Genomic DNA, 18,680 nt, shown 5'->3' with positions numbered 1-18,680 from the left:
GGAACCGGTTTCGGGATCGATTCTGAAGCGGCGTCTCTCGGATCGGGATCACCGGGACAAGCCCGGTGATGACGTGGGAGGATGACCCTCGCTGTGGCGTGATCTTTCCCATGCCCCTCCACACGTCATGGCCGGCCTTGTGCCGGCCATCCCGATGCGGTGAGGCGCGGCGTTCCAGACGATCGGGATCACCGGGACGAGCCCGGTGATGACGTGGGAGGATGCGGCAATAGGAGCGCGATCCGGCCGGCCCGGCCCAATCGAAAAATGCCCGGGGGGCCTTGAGCATGAGCGCAAACTCGGCTCTTGATGCAGCCCGGTCATCGAAGGTTTTTCCAGTGGCGTCGCCTCAGCTCAGCGTCATCATCCCCGTGCACAACGAGAGCGCGAACATCGCGCCCCTGTGCGAGCGCCTGCTCCCCATCCTGAACCGGATCACGTCGGTCTGGGAGGTGGTCTTCGTCGACGACGGCAGCCGGGACGATACCCTGGAGAGGATCCGGGAGGTCAGCCGCGCCGAGCCTCGGATCGGAGCCGTCTCCTTCAGCCGCAACTTCGGCAAGGAGATCGCCATCGCGGCCGGGCTCGACCACGCCCAGGGCGACGCGGTGGTGATCATGGACGCCGACCTGCAGCACCCGCCCGAGATGATCGAGACCTTCGTGGAGCGCTGGCGCGAGGGCTACCTCATGGTCTACGGCCAGCGCACGGACCGCTCCGACGAGACCCGCGTCAAGCGCGGCTTCGCCCATCTGTTCTACCAGCTCTTCGCCCGCTTCGGCGAGATCAGCCTGCCGGAAGGCGCGGGCGATTTCCGGCTCATCGACCGCAAGGGCGTCGAGGTCCTGCGGACCCTGGGCGAGAAGGCCCGCTTCTCCAAGGGCCTCTATGCCTGGATCGGCTTCAAGGGGACGGGCGTGCCCTTCGTCGTCGAGGAGCGCCAGTACGGCACCTCGAAATGGAGCTTCCGGACGCTCTTCCGCTTCGCGTTCGACGGGATCGCGGCCTTCTCGACGGTGCCCCTGCGGATCTGGACCTATATCGGCTTCCTGATCTCGATCCTGTCGATCGCCACGGCGGTGTTCTTCATGATCCGCACCCTCCTGTTCGGCACCGATCTTCCGGGCTTTCCGAGCCTGATCGTGTCGATCATGTTCTTCTCCGGCATCCAGCTCATGTCGCTCGGCGTCGTGGGCGAATATGTCGGGCGCATCTTCGCCGAGGTGAAGCGGCGCCCGCTCTACGTGGTGGCCGAGCGGATCGGCGGCGCCGCGCAGGTCTCGAGCGACCTCGTGCCCGAAACCTACCGCGCGCGCCGGGCCTGACCGATGTTCCGCAAGATCCTCTCCGTCGGCGGCTGGACGCTCGTTTCCCGCCTCACGGGCTTCATCCGCGACGTGGTCCTGGCGGCCGTCATGGGCGTCGGGCCCGTGGCCGACGCCTTCTTCGTGGCCTTCCGGATCCCGAACCATTTCCGCGCCATCTTCGGCGAAGGCGCCTTCAACAACGCGTTCCTTCCCGCCTACGCCCAGGTGCTCGAGACGGACGGCGAGCAGCCGGCCCGGTCCTTCGCCGGCCGCATCACGACCCTGATGCTGATCGTGCAGATCGCGATTCTCGTGGCGGCGTTCCTGGGCATGCCCTTTGTCGTGAGGCTGCTCGCCCCGGGCTTCTCGGACGAGCCGGCGAAGTTCGAGCTCGCGGTGACGCTGACAAGGATCACCTTTCCGTATCTGCTCTTCATCACGGTCGTGACGATCTATTCGGCCATCCTCAACGCCCATGACCGGTTCTGGGCGGCGGCCGCGGCCCCGATCCTGCTCAACGTCGCGATGATCGTGGCCCTGGCGGCGGCGTTCCTGCTTCCCGACGCCGGCTCCGCGGCCGCCTGGGGCGTGACGTTGTCCGGCGCGCTGCAGCTCGTCATGGTCTGGTGGGACGCGAGGCGAATCGGCGCGGCGCCGCGCCTGGAGCGCCCCCGTGTCGACGCCCCCATGAGGACGTTCTTCAAGGCGCTCGGCCCCGCCGTGATCGGATCCGCGGGCGTGCAGCTCGCGATCTTCGCCGACACGATCATCGCGTCGTTCCTGCCCACCGGCGCGGTGTCCTCGCTCTACTACGCGGACCGGCTCTACCAGCTGCCCCTCGGGGTCATCGGCATCGCGGCCGGCACCGTGCTGCTGCCGGAGATGAGCCGGCGCATCGCGGCCGGGGACGAGGCCGGAGCCTATGCGGCGCAGAACCGGACCGTGGGCCTGACGCTCGCGCTCGCGGCGCCCTTCCTGGTGGCCTTCATGGTCATGCCCGAGCTCATCATGTCGGCCCTGTTCCAGCGCGGCGCCTTCGACGCCGCGGCGGCCGCGCGCGCCGGCGCCGTCCTGGCCGCCTATGGGCTGGGTCTTCCGGCGGCCGTGCTGATCCGCTCGGCGGTGTCGAGCTTCTATGCCCGCTCCGACACCGCCACGCCCCTGATCGCCTCGCTCACGGCGGTCGGCGTCAACGTGGTGGTCAAGATCCTGCTCATGCGGACCTACGGGGTCGTGGGCCTGGCGCTCGGCACCGCCATCGGCGTCTGGGTCAATCTGGGCCTGCTCTTCATCCTGGCCTATCGCCGCGGCTGGACGGCGCCGAACCGGAACCTGGCCAGGACGTGCCTCGCCATCGCGGCGGCGAGCCTGCTGCTCGCGGCCTTCGCCTGGTTCGCGCCCGCGCCGCTCGGGCGGTGGATCGCCCTCCTGCCCGCCTGGCGCAGCGAGATCCTGCTGGCGCTCCTCGGCGCCGCCGGCGCCCTCATCTACGGCGGCGTGCTCCTCGCCGGCCTCAAGGTGCTGGGCGTTCGCCTGGCGCGGCGCTGACACCCGCACCGCGCGGGAACCTTTCCGCCAGGGATCCATCCAATCGGATGCGCCGGGACAGGCCCGGCCAGCGCATCGTGCGGCCCCGGCGGCCGCGCCCGACGATGCGCCCCTTCGGAAAGAAGCATCGGACGGGTCCCGGACGGGCCGGTTCCCCTTCGGGTCCGATGCCCGTGAGAGGATGACGCCATGATCCTGCGCATCGCTGCCGCGATTGGAATCCTGACGCTCGCCGTGCCGGCCCTGGCGGCCGATCAGGTCGAGAAGGCTCCGCCGACCGGCGCCTACAAGAAGGTGAGCGACCTCGTGAAGCTGCCCGATTTCCTGCCGGGCCTCGGTCAGCTCTACGTCGACCCCAAGACCCTGCCGGCCGGTCCGTTCCTCGCCTACGACCATCAGGGGCGGCTCGTCAGCACGGTCTACATGCTTCCCATCGAGGACCTGTCCAACAAGGACAAGCGCTTCGACGATCTCGCGGCCCCCGGCGGAAAGGTCGACCACGTGGACGTGTATTTCAACGCAGGCCATCCGGGCGTCGAGAAGCCCCATGCCCATGTGGTCCTGTGGCACGTGCCCAAGGCCGACGAGACCCGGGTGGCGGGACAATGATGCCGTCGCGGCGGCAGGTCCTGCGGATCGGCGGGGGCCTCCTCGCCGGTCTCGCATGGCCCCGCCCGCCCCTGGCCGGGGAGCCGGTCGAGATCCGGATGCAGGGCAAGGCGGACGGCTCGCAGGTGTGGTTCGACCCGGTGGGCCTGCACGTGGAGCCGGGCCGCACAATCCGCTGGCTCAATCTCGATCCCGGGAACTCCCATACGGCGACCGCCTACCACCCGAAGAACGCCGAGCACCCTCTTCGGATTCCGAAGGATGCGCAGCCCTGGAACTCGGATTACCTGCTCCCGCACGAGAGCTTCTCGGTCACGCTCACGGTGGAAGGGGTTTACGATTTCTTCTGCCTCCCGCACGAGCACGCCGGGATGGTCGGGCGGATCATCGTGGGGCATCCTGGCCCAGGTCCCGCGGACAGGCCCGGCGCGCTTCCGGCGGTCGTCCTTCAGGCCTTCCCGTCGATCGACGAGATTATGCGGCAGGGCATCGTCCGCAGGGCATGACCGCGTCGGAGACGACCCGGGAACCTTTGAGGCGGCCGGCCATCTAACGGCAAGAGACGGGCGCAGAATACGGGAGATCGTCCATGCCATCGGGGATTGCCACGGCAACATCGGTTGAAGGCCTGGACGACATGGCTCTCGTCCAGCGGGCCCGGCAACGGGACGGGACTGCCCTGCGCCTGATCATGGAGCGGCACAACCGTGGGCTCTACCGCGTCGCGCGCAGCGTCCTCGGCGACGATGCCGAAGCCGAGGACGTGGTCCAGGAGGCCTATCTCCGCGCCTTCACCCATCTGGAGAGTTTCCGCGGCGAGGCCCGCCTTGCGACCTGGCTCACCCGGATCGCCCTCAACGAGGCCCTGGGCCGGCTTCGCGCCCGGCGCCCCTCCGTCGACCTGAAGCAGATCGACACCCTGGACGACCAGGGAGCGTCCCGCATCGTCTTCCTGCCCGGCGCCCGGCAGGACGGCGATCCCGAAGCGGCCGCCGCCCGGGCCGAGATCCGCCGCCTGATCGAACGGGCGATCGACCGGTTGCCCGATCCCTTCCGGGTCGTCTTCGTCCTGCGGGACATCGAGGAACTCAGCGTCGAGGCGACCGCCTCCCATCTCGGCCTGCGGCCGGAGACCGTGAAGACGCGGCTCCACCGCGCACGGCGTCTCCTCAGGCAGAGCCTCGACGACACGCTCGCGACGGCGCTCACCGACGCGTTTCCCTTCGCGGGAGCCCGCTGCGCGCGGATCACGCAGGCGGTTCTGGACCGCCTGGACACCCCGAGACCCCGATGATCGTTCCGGCCCGCCGTCCGGACGGATTCAGGCCGTCCAGACGCTGACGGGATCGAACGTGAACAGCTCCCGCTCGGCCGCGACGCCCCGGAGCCGATGACGGCCGAGGGACCGGAGGGCGGCCGGGCTCGCCGACGCCACGCTCTCCGAGAGGATCACCGAGCAGTCGAGGCTGTTGCACAGGGCCTCCATGCGGCTGACCTCGTTGACCGCAGGGCCGATCACCGTGAAATCGAGGCGACCCGCGGCCCCGATATTGCCGTAGAACACGTCCCCGCAATGGAGCGCCACGTCGAGGCTCAGCGGCGGCTCGCCCGCATGGAGAGCGTTCACGGCCCGGTTGCGCTCGAGAGCCGTGCGGGCCGCCCGTATCGCGGCCGCGCAGGCCTGCTCGCGGGAGCGCTCCCCGGTGATCGGGAAGGCCGCCAGGATGCCGTCGCCCATGAACTTGAGCACCTCGCCGCCCTGTTCCGCCACAGGCTCCGCCATGGCCTCGAGATGCTGGTCGAGCCGGGCGATCAGGTCCATCCCGGCCGTATCGGCCAGGCTCGTGAAGCCGCGCAGGTCCGCGAACAGGAGCGCGGCCGTGATCGTGGTGCCGAAGCCGCGCCGGATCTTTCCGCTCAGCACCCGTCGTCCGGCCGAGAGCCCCACATAGGTGTCGAGCATCGCCACCGTCAGGTCGAAGAGCGTCATCCGGTAGGCGGCCAGACCCAGGATCGGCAGGAGCGAATCGATCCGGGCGACCTCCTCCGGCCGGAATCCTCCGGGGCGGTCGCTGGAGAAGGAGAGGCCGATCCCCCGCAGATCCGGGGCGCTCTCGTTCTCGAAGCTGAAGAGGCGCGCCAGATAGTCGGTCCCGCCCTGGCGCCGCACGTCGTCGAACACGTCGAATGGCCGGACCTCGGGGTCGTCGATCAGCCAGTAGCAGCGCGTCTGCTCGGTCTGCATCATGTGGTTGAAGGGGCTTCGGTCGAAGGCGCGGGCGTTGCGCTCATGGGAGACGCCCTCGACCATCAGGCCGTCCGAGCGGGTCCAGACATGGGTGTAGACGCGGATCGTCGGATTGACCGTCGGCAGCGCGAGATAGACCCGGACCAGCGGGATGCCCTCGGCCACGAGCCGTTCCGTGAAGCCGGAGAGCAGCGATCCGACATTCGTGCCGCGCAGGCCCTGTTCGATGATCCAGTCTTCGAGATTCGCCATGGGGTCACCTTACCATCCCGCCCGGGGATGTCTTCAGGCTCCGGACGGACGGCTCACCGGCTGGCGTGACGCGAGGCCCCGCCCGTTCCGGCGATCTCCGTCAGAAGCTTGCGCCGCGCCGCCACCGCGAAGGGACGGGTCTCGTCGGCGATCTCCACGAAGGAGCCGGGGCCGCCGATGACGCTCTGGCCGTAATAATCCTCCAGGGCCATGCCGCCGGGACCGCCCGGGCGGCCGCTGCCGGGCCGGCGGATCGCCAGCGCGTTGATGGTGAAGCCCTTGGCCAGCGCCTCCGCCCTCGCCTGCTCGAGCGACCGGCCGTTCATGTTCGGGCCGTCGCCCGATACGTCGATGACCTTGCGGGTGCCCTCATGGGCGTTCGTTTCCACGAGACGGACGGAGAAGTCGATGGCGTTGGAGATGGAATTGTACCCGTAGGCGCCGCGCGGCGCGCCCACGAGCCGCTCCGCGAAAACCTTCGCGCTCGCCTCGTCGCGGATCACGTGCCAGTCGACGATGAGAACCTGGGAGCTCGGCCCGCCCCATTCCATGAAGGCGACCGCGATGGCCCCGAGGGGTCCGTCCTTGATGCCGGCGAGCACGTCGGGGTTCGTGAGCGCATCGGCCCAGCCCCGGCGCTGCAGGCGCAGTTCCTCGTCGTCGATGGAGCCCGATCCGTCGGCCGCGAAGACCAGCTCCAGATCGACCGGTTCCGCCAGGGCCGGAGCGGTCAGAAGGCCGAGGGCGACGAGGCTCTTGAAAACGACGCGCATCGATGGCTCCAGGGATGGGCACGATGCTGGAGCCATTTAGGGCGCCTCGGCGAGGAGACGGCCCGGTGGGCCGATCACAAGTGCGTTGGCGGCTCCTCCGGTCGGGGCGGCGGTGACACCACCCTCCCCCGTTATGGCACCCTCCGCCCTTCCTGACACCCTCCACACGTCATGGCCGGCCTTGTGCCGGCCATCCCGATTGCTTCGGGCGCGGCGTTTCACCGGATCGGGATCACCGGCACAAGGCCGGTGATGACGTGGAGGTGGGACGAGCCCGGTGATGACGTGGTGTGTATGGGGTCCGGTGATGACGTGGAGGGTGGGACGAGGCCGGTGTCCTGCGTCGACCGCGTGATGAGCCTTTCGTCAAGTTACCGTCGAACACGGTTAACCGGATGTTTCACAATGCGTGAAATATTGTCCTGCGAGGGCAAAGTATTCTCACGGGGCAACACAGTGTCATTCTCGCTGCGATCCTGGTCCATCAGGACCAAACTCTTTCTCAATTTCGGCGCTCTGGCGTTGCTGATCATCGGCGCGGTCGGCGGCGGCTGGTTCGGAACTCAATCGATGCATGCGTCCATCGACCGGATCTATGCGGACCGGGTGGTTCCTCTGCGCGACCTGAAGGTCGTGGCCGATCTCTACGCGGTGAACATCGTCGACACCTCGCACAAGGTGCGCAACGACAACATGGGCTGGGCGGATGCTCTCAAGGGGGTCGAGGTCGCGACGACGGACATCGCCAAGCACTGGGCGGCCTACAAGGCGGCCATCGACGATCCCGTCGAGCTGAAGGCCGCCCAGGACGCCGAGGCGCTGATGAAGAAGGCCGATGGCGCGGTCGGGAAGCTCGTCGGGTTCCTGAAGGAGGAGGACAAGGTCAGCCTCACGTTCTTCACCATGACCGACCTCTATGCCGCCATCGATCCCGTGTCCGACGCCATCGGGAAGCTGGTGAACGTCCAGCTCGAATCGGCCAAGGCGCGGGCCGACGCGGCGAACGGCCTCTACGCGACGATCGCTATCGCGTTCATCGTGGTGGTCGCCCTCGGGGTGATCGCGCTCGTGGTCGGCGGCTGGTCGGTGGTCGCGGGTGTGTCCCGCCCGCTGACGCGCATCACGGAGCAGATGCAGGACCTGGCCGGCGGCAACCTGGCCGTTCAGGTCACAGATGCTCATCGCGGGAACGAGATCGGCACCCTCGCCCGGGTGCTCCAGGTGTTCAAGGATGCGCTCGTCGCCAAGAAGGATGCGGATGCCGCCGCCTCGCACGAGGCCGATGCCCGGATGCGCCGCGCGGAGGTGCTGGATCAGCTCACCCGGCGCTTCGACGCCACGGTGTCGGCGCTGACGCAGGGATTGTCCTCGGCGGCGAGCGAGATGGAAGCGACGGCCCGGACCATGTCGACGGGCGTCGAGCAGGCCGCCGATCAGCTCGTCACGGTCTCGTCGGCCGCCCAGCAGACCTCGTCGAACGTGCAGACGGTGGCGGCCGCCACCGAGGAGCTGTCGATCTCGATCCGCGAGATCGCCGCCCAGGTCAGCCAGTCCTCGCAGGTGGCCGAGAAGGCGGTGGCCGGCACCCAGCGCACCAGCGCCACCGTGCAGGAGCTCGCAGCCTCGGCCGAGAAGATCGGCAACGTGGTGCAGCTGATCAACACCATCGCGGGCCAGACCAACCTTCTGGCGCTCAACGCCACCATCGAGGCGGCGCGCGCGGGCGAAGCCGGCAAGGGCTTCGCGGTCGTGGCCTCCGAGGTGAAGGATCTGGCGACGCAGACCGCCAAGGCCACCGAGGAGATCTCGCAGCAGATCGCCTCAGTCCAGCAGGCCACCGGCCAGACCGTGGCGGCGATCCAGGAGATCGCCCGCACGATCACCGAGATGAGCCAGATCTCGACCTCGATCGCGGCGGCCATGGAGGAGCAGGGCGCGGCCACCGCGGAGATCGCCCGCAACGTGCAGGAAGCCGCGCGCGGCACCGAGCAGGTCACCGGCAACATCGTGGGCGTGCAGCACGCCGCCCAGGAGAACGGCGCCGCGGCGTCCCAGGTGCTGGGCGTGGCGCAGGAGCTCGCCCGCCACTCGGAGGACCTCGGCCGCGAGGTGTCCAGCTTCCTGCACGGCGTCAAGGCCGCCTGAACCGCGAGGCGACAGGGCCCGAACAGGATGGGCGCGGGAAGCTCCTTCCCGCGCCCATTGCTTTTTCTCGGACTGTCCCGCCCGCGACCGCGAGCCCGAGCTCACGCTGCCTTCAGGAGCCCCTTGTCATGGGCGAAGGCCCAGTAGAGCTCGCGCGCCCGGCGGTAGAACGGTCCGGGCTGGAGATCGCGGCTGTCGATGCGCAGCACCGGCATCACCTTGGAATAATTGCCCGAGATGAAGATCTCGTCGGCGCTGGCGAAGTCCTCGTAGCGCAGCGTCCCCTCGACCACCTGCGCGCCGTCGTCGCGCAGGAGCTGGATCACCCGCTGGCGCGTGATGCCATTCAGGAACGTCCCGTTCGGATACGGCGTGTAGACCACCCCGTCCTTGGCCATGAACACGTTCGACGTGCCGGTCTCGGCGATGTTGCCGAGGGCGTCGCACACGAGGGCGTTGTCGAAGCCCTTCTCCTTGGCCTCGCGCAGGACGCGGGCATTGTTGGGATAGAGCGCGCCGGCCTTCGCGTCGGTCGGCATCGACTCGAGGGTCGGGCGGCGGAAGCTCGACTTCATCACCGAGAGCCCGCCGGGCACCGGCATCGGGGCCTCGAACAGCGAGAGGCAGAACTGGGTCGATTCCGGATCCGGCGCGATGGTGGCCAGGCCCTCGGCCTCGCCCCAGTACATGGGCTTCACGTAGAGGGCCGTGCCGGGCGCGAACTTCTTCACGCCCTCGCGGACGAGGTCGAGCATGGTTTCCACATCCATGGTCGGCTTGAGGCCGATGGTGGGGGCCGAACGGTTCACGCGCGCGCAGTGCCGGTCGAGATCGGGCGCGACGCCTTCGAACACCCGCGCCCCGTCGAACACGGACGAGCCGAGCCAGGATACGTGCGACCGGGGCCCGATCAGGGGCGGATTGCCCTCATGCCACGCACCGTTGAACCAGTTCCACGTCTGCGAATGCCAAGCCACTTGTCTCAATCCTTTTAGGTCAGAAAGCCTGCCGCATCGAATCCCTTGCGGAGGTTCCCGTCAATCGTTCCTTCGGTCATTGGAGCATCAAGACTTGTGATGGGTTTCATGAGGAGGGCTGATCATTGGCCGGATTGCCATCGGGCGCGGCCGGTGCAACCCTTGCGTCATGTCCTCGACCATGCTCCCGCCCGGCGCCAAGGCCGTCATCTTCGATGCCTACGGAACCCTGTTCGACGTGCATTCGGCCGTCGCCCGTCATTCCGCCGCGATCGGCCCGGATGCGGGGCGCTTCTCCGAGATCTGGCGCGCCAAGCAGCTCGAATATTCCTGGGTGCTGTCGCTGGCCGGACGCTACGAGCCCTTCTGGTCGCTGACCGAACAGGCGCTCGACCATGCCTTCGCGCGCTGTCCGCAGGCCGACCTTGCGCTCAGGCCGCTCCTCCTGGACGCGTATCGCCGTCTCGACGCCTATCCGGACGCCCGGGATGCGCTCCGCGCCCTGAAAGCCCGCGGTCTCGGAACCGGGATCCTGTCGAACGGCGATCCCGGCATGCTGAAGGCTGCGGTCGCGTCGGCGGGCCTGACCGGGGATCTCGACGCCGTGCTGTCGGTCGATGACGCCGGCGTGTTCAAGACGAGCCCGCGCACCTACGCGCTCGTGCTCGAGGCCCTGCCCGTCACGGCCGACGAGGTCGTCTTCGTGTCCTCGAACCGGTGGGACATCGCGGGCGCCGCGGCGTTCGGATTCACCTGTATCTGGGTCAACCGGCTCGGGCTGCCCGACGAGTACGCGGCGCTTGCGCCGAACGCGGTGATCGGGTCGCTCGGCGATCTGCTTCGCTAACGCAACGTGCGGACGAAAGCGGGCCACGCTCCTGACCCTTCGGGTCCGCGCTTAACGATGCTCTAACCGGCGCCGCCTCCTTTACCTCTCCCCGGTGGGGAGAGGTCGAGCGAAGCGAGGGTGAGGGGCCACAGGTCGATCCGAAGAGGGCGTAACCCCTCACCCGGACCTGAAGGTCCGACCTCTCCCACAGGGAGAGGTGGAGTCGCGCTCCGGATCATCAGGCTCAGAGATGAACCCGCTGCTCGAGCTCGGACAGGATCGTCTCGATGACGCCGTCAAGGTTTTCATGGATTTCCGCATTCGAGAAGCGGATGACATGGAAGCCGCAGGCTTCGAGGTGACGCGTTCTATCCTGGTCGTGCCGGACTTCCCTGTCCGTCGAATGCGTGGCGCCGTCCACTTCGACGACCAGTTTCGCATCCAGGCACACGAAATCGACGATGAACCGGTCGATCGGATGCTGACGTCGGAATTTCCATCGCGCCAGCTTCCGGTTCCTCAAGGCCTGCCAAAGCGAGCTTTCGGCATTGGTTTGCTCACGACGGAGATGCCGCGCTCTCTCAATGAATCGCCGCAGTCCCGCCATAGCGGCGCGCTGTCCTATTTCGCCAGGGCCGCCAGGATCCGCGCCCAGGAGCGGGTGCCTTTGTGGAAGCTCTTGAGATCGTATTTCTCGTTGGGCGAATGGATGCGGTCGTCGTCGAGGCCGAAGCCGACGAACAGGGTGTCGAGACCGAGCGTGCGCTTGAAGTCGCCGCCGACGGGAATCGACCCGCCCATGCCGATGACGATGGGGTCCTTCCGCCATTCGTCGTGCAGGGCCGACTTCGCCGCCGTGATGGCCGGGAAATCGTGCGGCAGGGCGAGCGCGCGCGAGCCCTTGTGCCTGATGAACTCCACCGAGCAATCGGCCGGGATGCGCTCGCGCACGAAGGCCTGGAAGCTCTCCGAGATCCTGGCCGGGTCCTGGTCGCCCACCAGGCGGAAGGAGACCTTGCAGCGGGCCTCCGACGCGATCACCGTCTTGGTGCCCTCGCCCGTATAGCCGCCGATGATGCCGTTCACGTCGCAGGTCGGGCGCGACTGGATCTGCTCGATGAGCATGCGCCCCGTCTCGCCGGCGGAATGCTTCAGGCCGACCTGGCCGAGGAACTCCTCCTCGGTGAGGTTGAGACCCTTCCACTGCTCGAGAACCTGCGTGGGCGTTTCCGGCACGCCCTCGTAGAAATCCGGAATCGTGATGCGGCCGTTGTCGTCGTGAATGGCCGCGATGATCTTCGACAGCACGTGAATCGGGTTGCGGGCCGCGCCGCCGAAGGCGCCGGAATGCAGGTCGCGGTCGGCGCAGCGCACGATCACTTCCTCATAGACCATGCCGCGCAGGGACGACGTGATGGCGGGCGTATCCTGGTCCCACATGCCCGTGTCGCAGACCAGCGCCACGTCGGCCTTCAGCTCGTCCTTGTTGGCCACGATGAACTCGGGCAGAAACTTGGAGCCGTCCTCCTCCGCGCCTTCGACGAGGAACGTGATGGTGATCGGCAGCGAGCCGGTGACCGCCTTCCAGGCCCGGCACGCTTCGACGAAGGTCATCACCTGGCCCTTGTCGTCGGCCGAGCCGCGGGCGCTGATGGCCTTGCGGCCGTCGGGAATCGTGATCATGCGCGGCTCGAAGGGCGGCCTCTCCCAGAGGTCCAGGGGATCGACCGGCTGCACGTCGTAATGGCCGTAGAAGAGCACGTGCAGCTTCCCCTGCCCGCCCGCATGGCCGAGCACCACCGGATGGCCGCCGGTCTCGCGCAGGGAGGCCTCGACGCCGAGGCCCTTCAGCTCGTCGACGAGCCACTGGCCGGCTTTGCGGCACTCATCCTTGTAGGCCGGATCGGTGGAGATGGACGGCACTTTCAGCCACTGGAACAGGCGGTCGAGCGACGCGTCGAGATCGGAATCGATCCGCTGCAGAACTTGGTCGAGCTGGGACATGGAAAACATCTGCCTTGGTGACGGGGTCGTCCCAAGAGGTACTCCCATCGCCCGGGTGATCGCAAGCACGGGCTGCCGGCAGGAATCAGGCCTGAATCAGGCCGGGATCACGCAACGAGCGGCTTCGTCATGTAGACGCGCCGAAAACCCTTCTCCTCGGCCCGGTGGGTCTCGACGAAGCCCAGGCGCTCGTAGAGACGGATGTTCCCGCTCATCGCCTCGTTCGTATAGAGCCGAACGGCTCTCGATCCCCGTTCGGCGGCGAGCCTCTCCGCGAAGACGATCAGCATGCGCCCATACCCGCGCCCCTGCGCGTCCGGACGGACCGCCACATTGTCGAGAAGCATGGTGTCCGGTTCCGGAACCAGAACGAGCACGCCGAGGATTGCGCCCTCGTCGACGAGGACATGCACCGACCGCGTCCCGATGAGGGCGGCATAATCGTCGCTCATCGGGCCGGGCTTTTGCCCGATGAGCGGGACATACCCCGCATAGGCGGCCTGGACGATCGCCTCCACGGCGGCAAGGTCCTCGGGCGCCGCGAGGCGGATGGTGGGCGTCATCATGCTGGCCGCGACACGAGCCGATCCTTACCGCCGCAGCAGACCGCCCAGGGTGCCGCGCACGATGGCGCGGCCGATGGAGCTGCCCTGGCGGCCGCCGATGGACTTGCCGATCTCGGCCGCGAGATTGCCCACGGTCTGGTTGACGATGGTGCGCGTCACCTCGCGGGTCACGCGCTGCGTCACGGTCATCGAGCCCTTGCGCTGGCCGGTCGTCCCGAACAGGCCGCCGAGCATGTCGAGGATCCCGCCGCCGCCCTCGGCCGCCTTGGCTTCGGCGGCCGCCTGCTCGGCGCGCTTGGCCAGCATCTCGTAGGCCGATTCCGGATCGACCGGCTGGTCGTACTTGCCCCGCAGGGGGCTCGCGGCCACGATCTGCTGGCGCTCGGACAGCTCGATCGGCCCGACCTGCGCCATGGGCGGGGCGATCAGGGTGCGCTCGACCATGGAGGGCGAGCCCTTGCCCTCCAGGGTCGAGACCAGGGCTTCGCCGACGCCGAGCTCCGTGATGGCCTTCTCGGTGTCGAAGGCGGGGTTCTGGCGGAAGGTCTGGGCGGCGACCCGCACGGCCTTCTGCTCGCGCGGGGTGTAGGCGCGCAGCGCGTGCTGCACCCGGTTGCCGAGCTGCGCCAGAACGCTCTCGGGCACGTCGACCGGGTTCTGCGTGATGAAATAGACGCCCACGCCCTTGGACCGGATCAGCCGCACGACGCGCTCGACGGTGTCGACGAGGGCCTTGGGGGCGTCGTTGAAGAGAAGATGCGCCTCGTCGAAGAAGAACACGAGCTTGGGCTGGTCGAGATCGCCCACTTCCGGCAGCTCCTCGAACAGTTCGGACATCAGCCACAGGAGGAAGGTGGCGTAGAGGCGCGGATTGCTCATGAGCTTGTCGGCCGCCAGGATGTTGACGACCCCGCGCCCGTCGCGGTCCTTGCGCATCAGGTCCTTGATGTCGAGGGCGGGCTCGCCGAGGAACTCGTCGCCCTGCTGGTTCTCGAGCACGAGGAGCTGGCGCTGGATCGTCCCGATGGTGGCCTTCGACACGTTGCCGTAGGTGGTGGTGAGCTCGCCGGCATTGTCGGAGATGAGCTGGAGCAGCGCGCGCAGATCCTTCAGGTCGAGCAGCAGCAAGCCCTGCTCGTCGGCGATGCGGAACGCGATGTTGAGCACGCCCTCCTGGGTGTCGTTGAGGTCGAGAAGGCGCGAGAGCAGCAGCGGCCCCATCTCGGAGATCGTCGCCCGCACCCGGTGCCCCTGCTCGCCGAACAGGTCCCAGAACACGACCGGAAACCTGTCGGGCACGTAGTCGATGCCGATCTCCCGGGCCCGCTTGACCAGGGGCTCCTTGCCGGTGCCGGGAGCGGCCATGCCCGAGAGATCGCCCTTGATGTCCGCCGCGAAGACCGGGACGCCCGCATTGGAAAACCCTTCCGCCAGGACCTGGAGCGAGACGGTCTTGCCCGTGCCGGTCGCTCCCGTCACCAGGCCGTGGCGGTTGGCAAGCGGCAGCTCCAGATATTCCGGCTTGGTGCTTTTGCCGATGAAGATCTTCCCGTCTTCCAGCATCGAGTCTCTCCCGTATCCTCCCAAGGATCTTAGATTGACCGTGGCGAGTTTCCACTGTCGGGTTTCTTGATTTAATGGTTTAGTTGTGAACTAACGACCCGGTTCCAGTCTCAGGAGAATCTTAATGGACGAACTCATCGCCCGCGTGACGCAGAAGACCGGCCTCGACCAGGCGACCGCCCGGAAGGCCATCGGCATCATCCTGGGCTACCTTCAGAAGGAAGGGCCGCAGGCCGAGGTCAACCAGCTGATCGCCGCCCTGCCGGGCGCCCAGGAGGCCATCGACGAGACGAAAAGCGGCGGCGGCCTCATGGGCATGGTGGGCTCCATGGGCGGCGGCGTGATGGCGCTGGGCGGACAGCTCATGGGCGCCGGCGTGTCCATGGGCCAGATGCAGCCCCTCGGCAAGGAACTCTTCGCCTATGGCCGCGAGAAGGCCGGCGAGGACGTGATGGGCCCCATCGTGGGCTCGATCCCGGGCCTGTCGCAGTTCGTGTAAACCTCGACCCCGTCAACGCCGGCCCTGTGCCGGTGATCCCACTCTGAGAAACAGAGCGCCCTTCCGATCGGGATGGCCGGCACAAGGCCGGCCATGACGTGGGGAGGGTGGAGCGCGAACCGAACGATCACCCTCCCACTGTCATCACCGGGCTTGTCCCGGTGATCCCGATCCGGTGAAGCACCGCGCTTCAAACAATCGGAATGGCCGGGAGGTGTTGGCGCATGTCCAAGGCAGGACATCCCTGATTCGGGCTCTCTCCCGGAGGGCAGACGAAAAGCGCCTCGCCCTGATGGAGCCGGCCAGGCTGACGGCCTGCCGCAATCCCGTCCTTTTGCGCATTCCCAGCGCCCGCCCGACCCGGTATCGTCCCGCGACATTTCCGCCGCTGCCGGACGAGAACGCTCATGGACGACCTCACCTTCGCCGCCGACTTCCCGCAAGCCACCCGCGAGCAATGGCTCAGGCTGGTCGAGGGCGTGCTGAAGGGTGCCGACTTCGACAAGAAGCTCGTCTCCCGCACCCATGACGGCATCGCCATCCAGCCGCTCTACCCGAAGGCGGAGGAATCCGCGCCGGTCGCGCGCGAGCAGGCCGGCCGCTGGCGCGTGTCGCAGCGGGTCGACCATCCCGATCCGGCGACCGCGCGGGAGCTCGCTCTCCTCGACCTCGAAGGCGGCGCGGATGCGCTGACGCTCGTGGCGAGCGGAGCCCGTTCCGCCCGCGGGTTCGGCCTGCGGGTCGAAAGCCTCGACGACCTCGACCGGGCCCTGTCGGGCGTGATGCTCGACCTCGTGCACCTGCGCGTCGACGCGGGCGGACACGGCCGCCCGATGGCGGCGCTGGTCCTCGCCCTGGCCGAACGGCGCGGGCACAGGCTCTCGGACCTGTCCCTCGATCTGGGCCTCGACCCGGTCGGAGCCATGGCCGCCCAGGGGCGGATGTCCGCCTCCTGGGACGTCATGGCCCGGCGCATGGGCGACACCCTCGCGCGCCTGACCGCCCAGGGCTTCGCCGGCCGCGCCTTCCTGGCCGACGGGCGCGTCTACCACGAGGCCGGCGCCGGCGAGGCGCAGGAGCTCGCGGCCGTCCTGGCGGCGGGCATCGCCACCCTGCGGGCGCTCGAAGCGCAGGGCCATCCGCTCGATGCGGCCCGCCGGGCGCTCTCCTTCCTCCTCGTGGCGGATGCGGACGAGTTCCTCACCGTGGCGAAGCTGCGGGCGCTGCGGCGCCTCTGGGCGCGGATCGAGCAGGCCTGCGGCCTCGAGCCGAGGCCGATCCGCCTGCATGCGGAGACCGCCTGGCGCATGACCACCCGGCGCGACCCGTGGGTGAACGTGCTGCGCGCCACGATCGCGGCGTTCTCGGCCGGGATCGGCGGGGCCGATACGGTCACGGTGCTGCCCTTCACGGCGGCGCTCGGCCTGCCCGACGCCTTCGCGCGCCGGATCGCCCGCAACACCCAGCTGATCCTGCTCGACGAGTCGAACCTGGCCCGCGTGGCCGACCCGGCGGCCGGCGCCGGCGGCTTCGAGGCGCTCACGGACGCCCTGTGCGAGAAGGCCTGGGGGTTGTTCCAGGAGATCGAGCGCGAGGGCGGCATCCTGGAGAGCCTCAAGGCGGGCGGGCTCCAGGCCCGCATCGCGGCCGTGCGCGCCCGGCGGGAAAAGGCCGTCGCCACCCGCCGGGAGCCGATCACCGGCACGAGCGAGTTCCCGAACATCCATGAGGCGGATGTGGCCGTGCTGCTGCCGGCGTCCGCCGCCGACGCGAGCCCGCCCCCCGCGGCGTCGCCCTCGCCCCCCGCCTCGACCGAGACGGATTTCGCTTCCCTCGTCCGGATGGCCGGACAGGGCGCAACCCTGCCCGAACTCGCGGGCACCGCGGCCGGCCCGGCGCCGGTCGCCATCGCGCCCCTGCCGTCGGTCCGCACGGCCGAGCCGTTCGAGCGCCTGCGCGACCGCGCGGATGCCCACCGGGCCAGGACCGGGGAGCGCCCGAAGGTGTTCCTGGCCAATCTCGGGCCGATCGCGGCCTTCACGGCCCGGGCGACCTTCGCGAAGAACTTCTTCGAGGCCGGCGGCATCGAAGCCGTCACGAACGACGGGTTTTCCGACAACGAGAAGCTCCGGCAGGCTTTTGGAAACAGTGGAGCCAGGCTGTCCTGCCTCTGCTCGACCGACGAGATCTACGAGCAGCATGCCGCCGCGGCGGCCGAAACCCTGCGCGCCGCGGGATCGACCCTCGTGGCCCTGGCCGGGCGGCCCGGCGAGCACGAGGAGGCCTGGACCGGCGCCGGAATCGGCACCTTCGTGTTCGCCGGCTGCGATGCCCTCGCGATTCTGAGCCAGGCTCTCGACGAGGCCGCTCCGGGCGTCACGCAAAGCTGAAGCGCCCATTCGCGCATCGTGCGGAAAAGTGGACTCGGTTTTCCGCACCGAACGATGCGCCGCTCAGGAAATTGAGCATCGGATCGATCCCAAAAGTGGGTCCACTTTTCCCGTCCGATGCTCTAGGAACCCGCCGAAAAGCCTCACGTTGGTTCAGCCCGATCCCTGTTGCTGCGGAGCGTCCCATGCGTGTGATGTCCTGTCTCGGCGCGGCGGCCCTGACTGCCGCTGCCCTCGCCCTCGCTCCTCCGGCCCGCGCGCAGGCCAGCCGGTTCGACGGAAACTGGAGCGTGGAGGTCGTGACGGAAAAAGGCGCCTGCGACCGGGCCTACCGCTATGCGGTGATCGTCCAGAACGGACGCGCCCGCTACGGCGGACCGGAGAATTTCAACGTCAACGGCCAGGTCCAGCCGAACGGCTCGGTCTCGGCCAGCATCTCGCGCGGCCAGGATCGCGCCGACGTCTCCGGGCGCCTGTCGGGCCATACCGGCCGCGGCACGTGGTCGACCTCGGGCGGACGGGTCTGCTCGGGCTTTTGGAACGCGGAGAAGCGGGGGTGACATTCCCCGGCCTGCCCCGTCTCCGACCATGCGCCGATAGCATCCCGGTGCCGGATGCCCTAAAATGACGCCTATCACCGTGTTTCATCCGTCAAGGGCATCCGCTTCAAGGCCATGACCAGCATCCCGGACTTTTCGAGCGTCGCCTTCGCGGCCGCTCCCCTGGCGCCCTCCCCCCAGCCCGGCGGCGAGCCCTGGCTGACGCCGGAGGGCATCCCGGTCAAGGGATCATTCGGCCCCGAGGACCGTGCGGGTCTCGACGCCCTCGACACCTGGCCGGGCATCGCGCCGTTCCTGCGCGGCCCCTACCCGACCATGTACGTGAACCAGCCCTGGACCGTGCGCCAGTACGCCGGCTTCTCCACGGCGGAGGATTCCAACGCCTTCTACCGGCGCAACCTGGCGGCCGG

General features: G+C 68.5%; 18 protein-coding genes. 11 read left to right on the top strand and 7 right to left on the bottom strand.

Annotated features, from left to right (window positions below; all coding sequences use genetic code 11):
• Window positions 1–338: 338 nt before the first annotated feature.
• From OCW50_RS28800 to OCW50_RS28780, 5 genes are all read left to right on the top strand, one after another.
• A complete protein-coding gene (locus tag OCW50_RS28800) occupies window positions 339–1,325 on the top strand; it encodes a glycosyltransferase family 2 protein (protein ID WP_262299950.1) in 987 nt (328 codons plus the stop codon).
• Window positions 1,326–1,328: 3 nt separating this feature from the next.
• Complete coding sequence (gene murJ, locus OCW50_RS28795) at window positions 1,329–2,855, top strand: murein biosynthesis integral membrane protein MurJ (protein ID WP_262299949.1); 1,527 nt, start codon at window positions 1,329–1,331, stop codon at window positions 2,853–2,855.
• Between the two features lie 189 nt (window positions 2,856–3,044).
• A complete protein-coding gene (locus tag OCW50_RS28790) occupies window positions 3,045–3,464 on the top strand; it encodes a DUF5602 domain-containing protein (protein ID WP_262271904.1) in 420 nt (139 codons plus the stop codon).
• The gene (locus OCW50_RS28785; RefSeq protein WP_262299948.1) at window positions 3,461–3,970 is read left to right on the top strand and encodes a plastocyanin/azurin family copper-binding protein; all 510 of its coding nucleotides are present in this window, start codon (window positions 3,461–3,463) and stop codon (window positions 3,968–3,970) included. Before OCW50_RS28790 ends, OCW50_RS28785 begins: the two co-directional genes overlap by 4 nt.
• Before the next feature lie 83 nt (window positions 3,971–4,053).
• The gene (locus tag OCW50_RS28780) at window positions 4,054–4,758 is read left to right on the top strand and encodes an RNA polymerase sigma factor (RefSeq protein WP_262299947.1); all 705 of its coding nucleotides are present in this window, start codon (window positions 4,054–4,056) and stop codon (window positions 4,756–4,758) included.
• Between the two features lie 27 nt (window positions 4,759–4,785).
• Here OCW50_RS28780 and OCW50_RS28775 read toward each other — a convergent pair whose 3' ends face one another.
• Window positions 4,786–5,964 carry an adenylate/guanylate cyclase domain-containing protein gene (locus tag OCW50_RS28775; protein WP_262299946.1) on the bottom strand — a complete coding sequence of 393 codons (1,179 nt, stop codon included), beginning with the start codon at window positions 5,962–5,964 and terminating at the stop codon, window positions 4,786–4,788.
• A gap of 53 nt (window positions 5,965–6,017) precedes the next feature.
• Window positions 6,018–6,737, bottom strand: a complete 720-nt coding sequence (locus tag OCW50_RS28770) for a DUF1194 domain-containing protein (protein WP_262271900.1) — start codon at window positions 6,735–6,737, stop codon at window positions 6,018–6,020.
• Between the two features lie 456 nt (window positions 6,738–7,193).
• Between OCW50_RS28770 and OCW50_RS28765 the strand changes: the two genes are divergently transcribed.
• On the top strand, window positions 7,194–8,882 hold the full coding sequence (locus OCW50_RS28765; RefSeq protein WP_262299945.1) for a methyl-accepting chemotaxis protein: 1,689 nt from the start codon (window positions 7,194–7,196) through the stop codon (window positions 8,880–8,882).
• 101 nt (window positions 8,883–8,983) lie between these two features.
• On the opposite strand, the gene OCW50_RS28760 is transcribed toward OCW50_RS28765, so the two are convergent.
• On the bottom strand, window positions 8,984–9,859 hold the full coding sequence (locus tag OCW50_RS28760) for a branched-chain amino acid aminotransferase (RefSeq protein WP_262271898.1): 876 nt from the start codon (window positions 9,857–9,859) through the stop codon (window positions 8,984–8,986).
• Between the two features lie 169 nt (window positions 9,860–10,028).
• Here OCW50_RS28760 and OCW50_RS28755 point away from each other — a divergent pair, with 169 nt between their 5' ends.
• Window positions 10,029–10,706 carry a haloacid dehalogenase type II gene (locus OCW50_RS28755; protein WP_262299944.1) on the top strand — a complete coding sequence of 226 codons (678 nt, stop codon included), beginning with the start codon at window positions 10,029–10,031 and terminating at the stop codon, window positions 10,704–10,706.
• A gap of 226 nt (window positions 10,707–10,932) precedes the next feature.
• Here the strand turns inward: OCW50_RS28755 and OCW50_RS28750 are convergent, their stop codons facing one another.
• The 4 genes from OCW50_RS28750 to OCW50_RS28735 form a co-directional block, all read right to left on the bottom strand.
• On the bottom strand, window positions 10,933–11,274 hold the full coding sequence (locus OCW50_RS28750) for an endonuclease domain-containing protein (protein WP_262299962.1): 342 nt from the start codon (window positions 11,272–11,274) through the stop codon (window positions 10,933–10,935).
• Between the two features lie 35 nt (window positions 11,275–11,309).
• Window positions 11,310–12,692 carry a M20/M25/M40 family metallo-hydrolase gene (locus tag OCW50_RS28745; protein ID WP_262299943.1) on the bottom strand — a complete coding sequence of 461 codons (1,383 nt, stop codon included), beginning with the start codon at window positions 12,690–12,692 and terminating at the stop codon, window positions 11,310–11,312.
• A 107-nt stretch (window positions 12,693–12,799) separates the two neighbouring features.
• On the bottom strand, window positions 12,800–13,258 hold the full coding sequence (locus OCW50_RS28740) for a GNAT family N-acetyltransferase (protein ID WP_262299942.1): 459 nt from the start codon (window positions 13,256–13,258) through the stop codon (window positions 12,800–12,802).
• 24 nt (window positions 13,259–13,282) lie between these two features.
• On the bottom strand, window positions 13,283–14,821 hold the full coding sequence (locus tag OCW50_RS28735) for a helicase HerA-like domain-containing protein (RefSeq protein WP_262299941.1): 1,539 nt from the start codon (window positions 14,819–14,821) through the stop codon (window positions 13,283–13,285).
• Between the two features lie 124 nt (window positions 14,822–14,945).
• Here OCW50_RS28735 and OCW50_RS28730 point away from each other — a divergent pair, with 124 nt between their 5' ends.
• The 4 genes from OCW50_RS28730 to OCW50_RS28715 all read left to right on the top strand — a co-directional run.
• Window positions 14,946–15,320, top strand: a complete 375-nt coding sequence (locus OCW50_RS28730; protein WP_262299940.1) for a DUF2267 domain-containing protein — start codon at window positions 14,946–14,948, stop codon at window positions 15,318–15,320.
• A 407-nt stretch (window positions 15,321–15,727) separates the two neighbouring features.
• Window positions 15,728–17,710 (top strand): methylmalonyl-CoA mutase subunit beta, encoded by a 1,983-nt coding sequence (locus tag OCW50_RS28725; RefSeq protein ID WP_262299939.1) that lies wholly within the window; start codon window positions 15,728–15,730, stop codon window positions 17,708–17,710.
• A 185-nt stretch (window positions 17,711–17,895) separates the two neighbouring features.
• Window positions 17,896–18,270 (top strand): hypothetical protein, encoded by a 375-nt coding sequence (locus OCW50_RS28720; RefSeq protein ID WP_262299938.1) that lies wholly within the window; start codon window positions 17,896–17,898, stop codon window positions 18,268–18,270.
• Window positions 18,271–18,384: 114 nt separating this feature from the next.
• The coding region (locus tag OCW50_RS28715; RefSeq protein WP_262299937.1) for a methylmalonyl-CoA mutase family protein at window positions 18,385–18,680 on the top strand (296 nt) is incomplete at its 3' end.

The organism is Microvirga sesbaniae, assembly GCF_025460805.1.
Lineage (GTDB): Bacteria > Pseudomonadota > Alphaproteobacteria > Rhizobiales > Beijerinckiaceae > Microvirga > Microvirga sesbaniae.
This window is presented reverse-complemented; position numbering and strand designations above follow the sequence as displayed.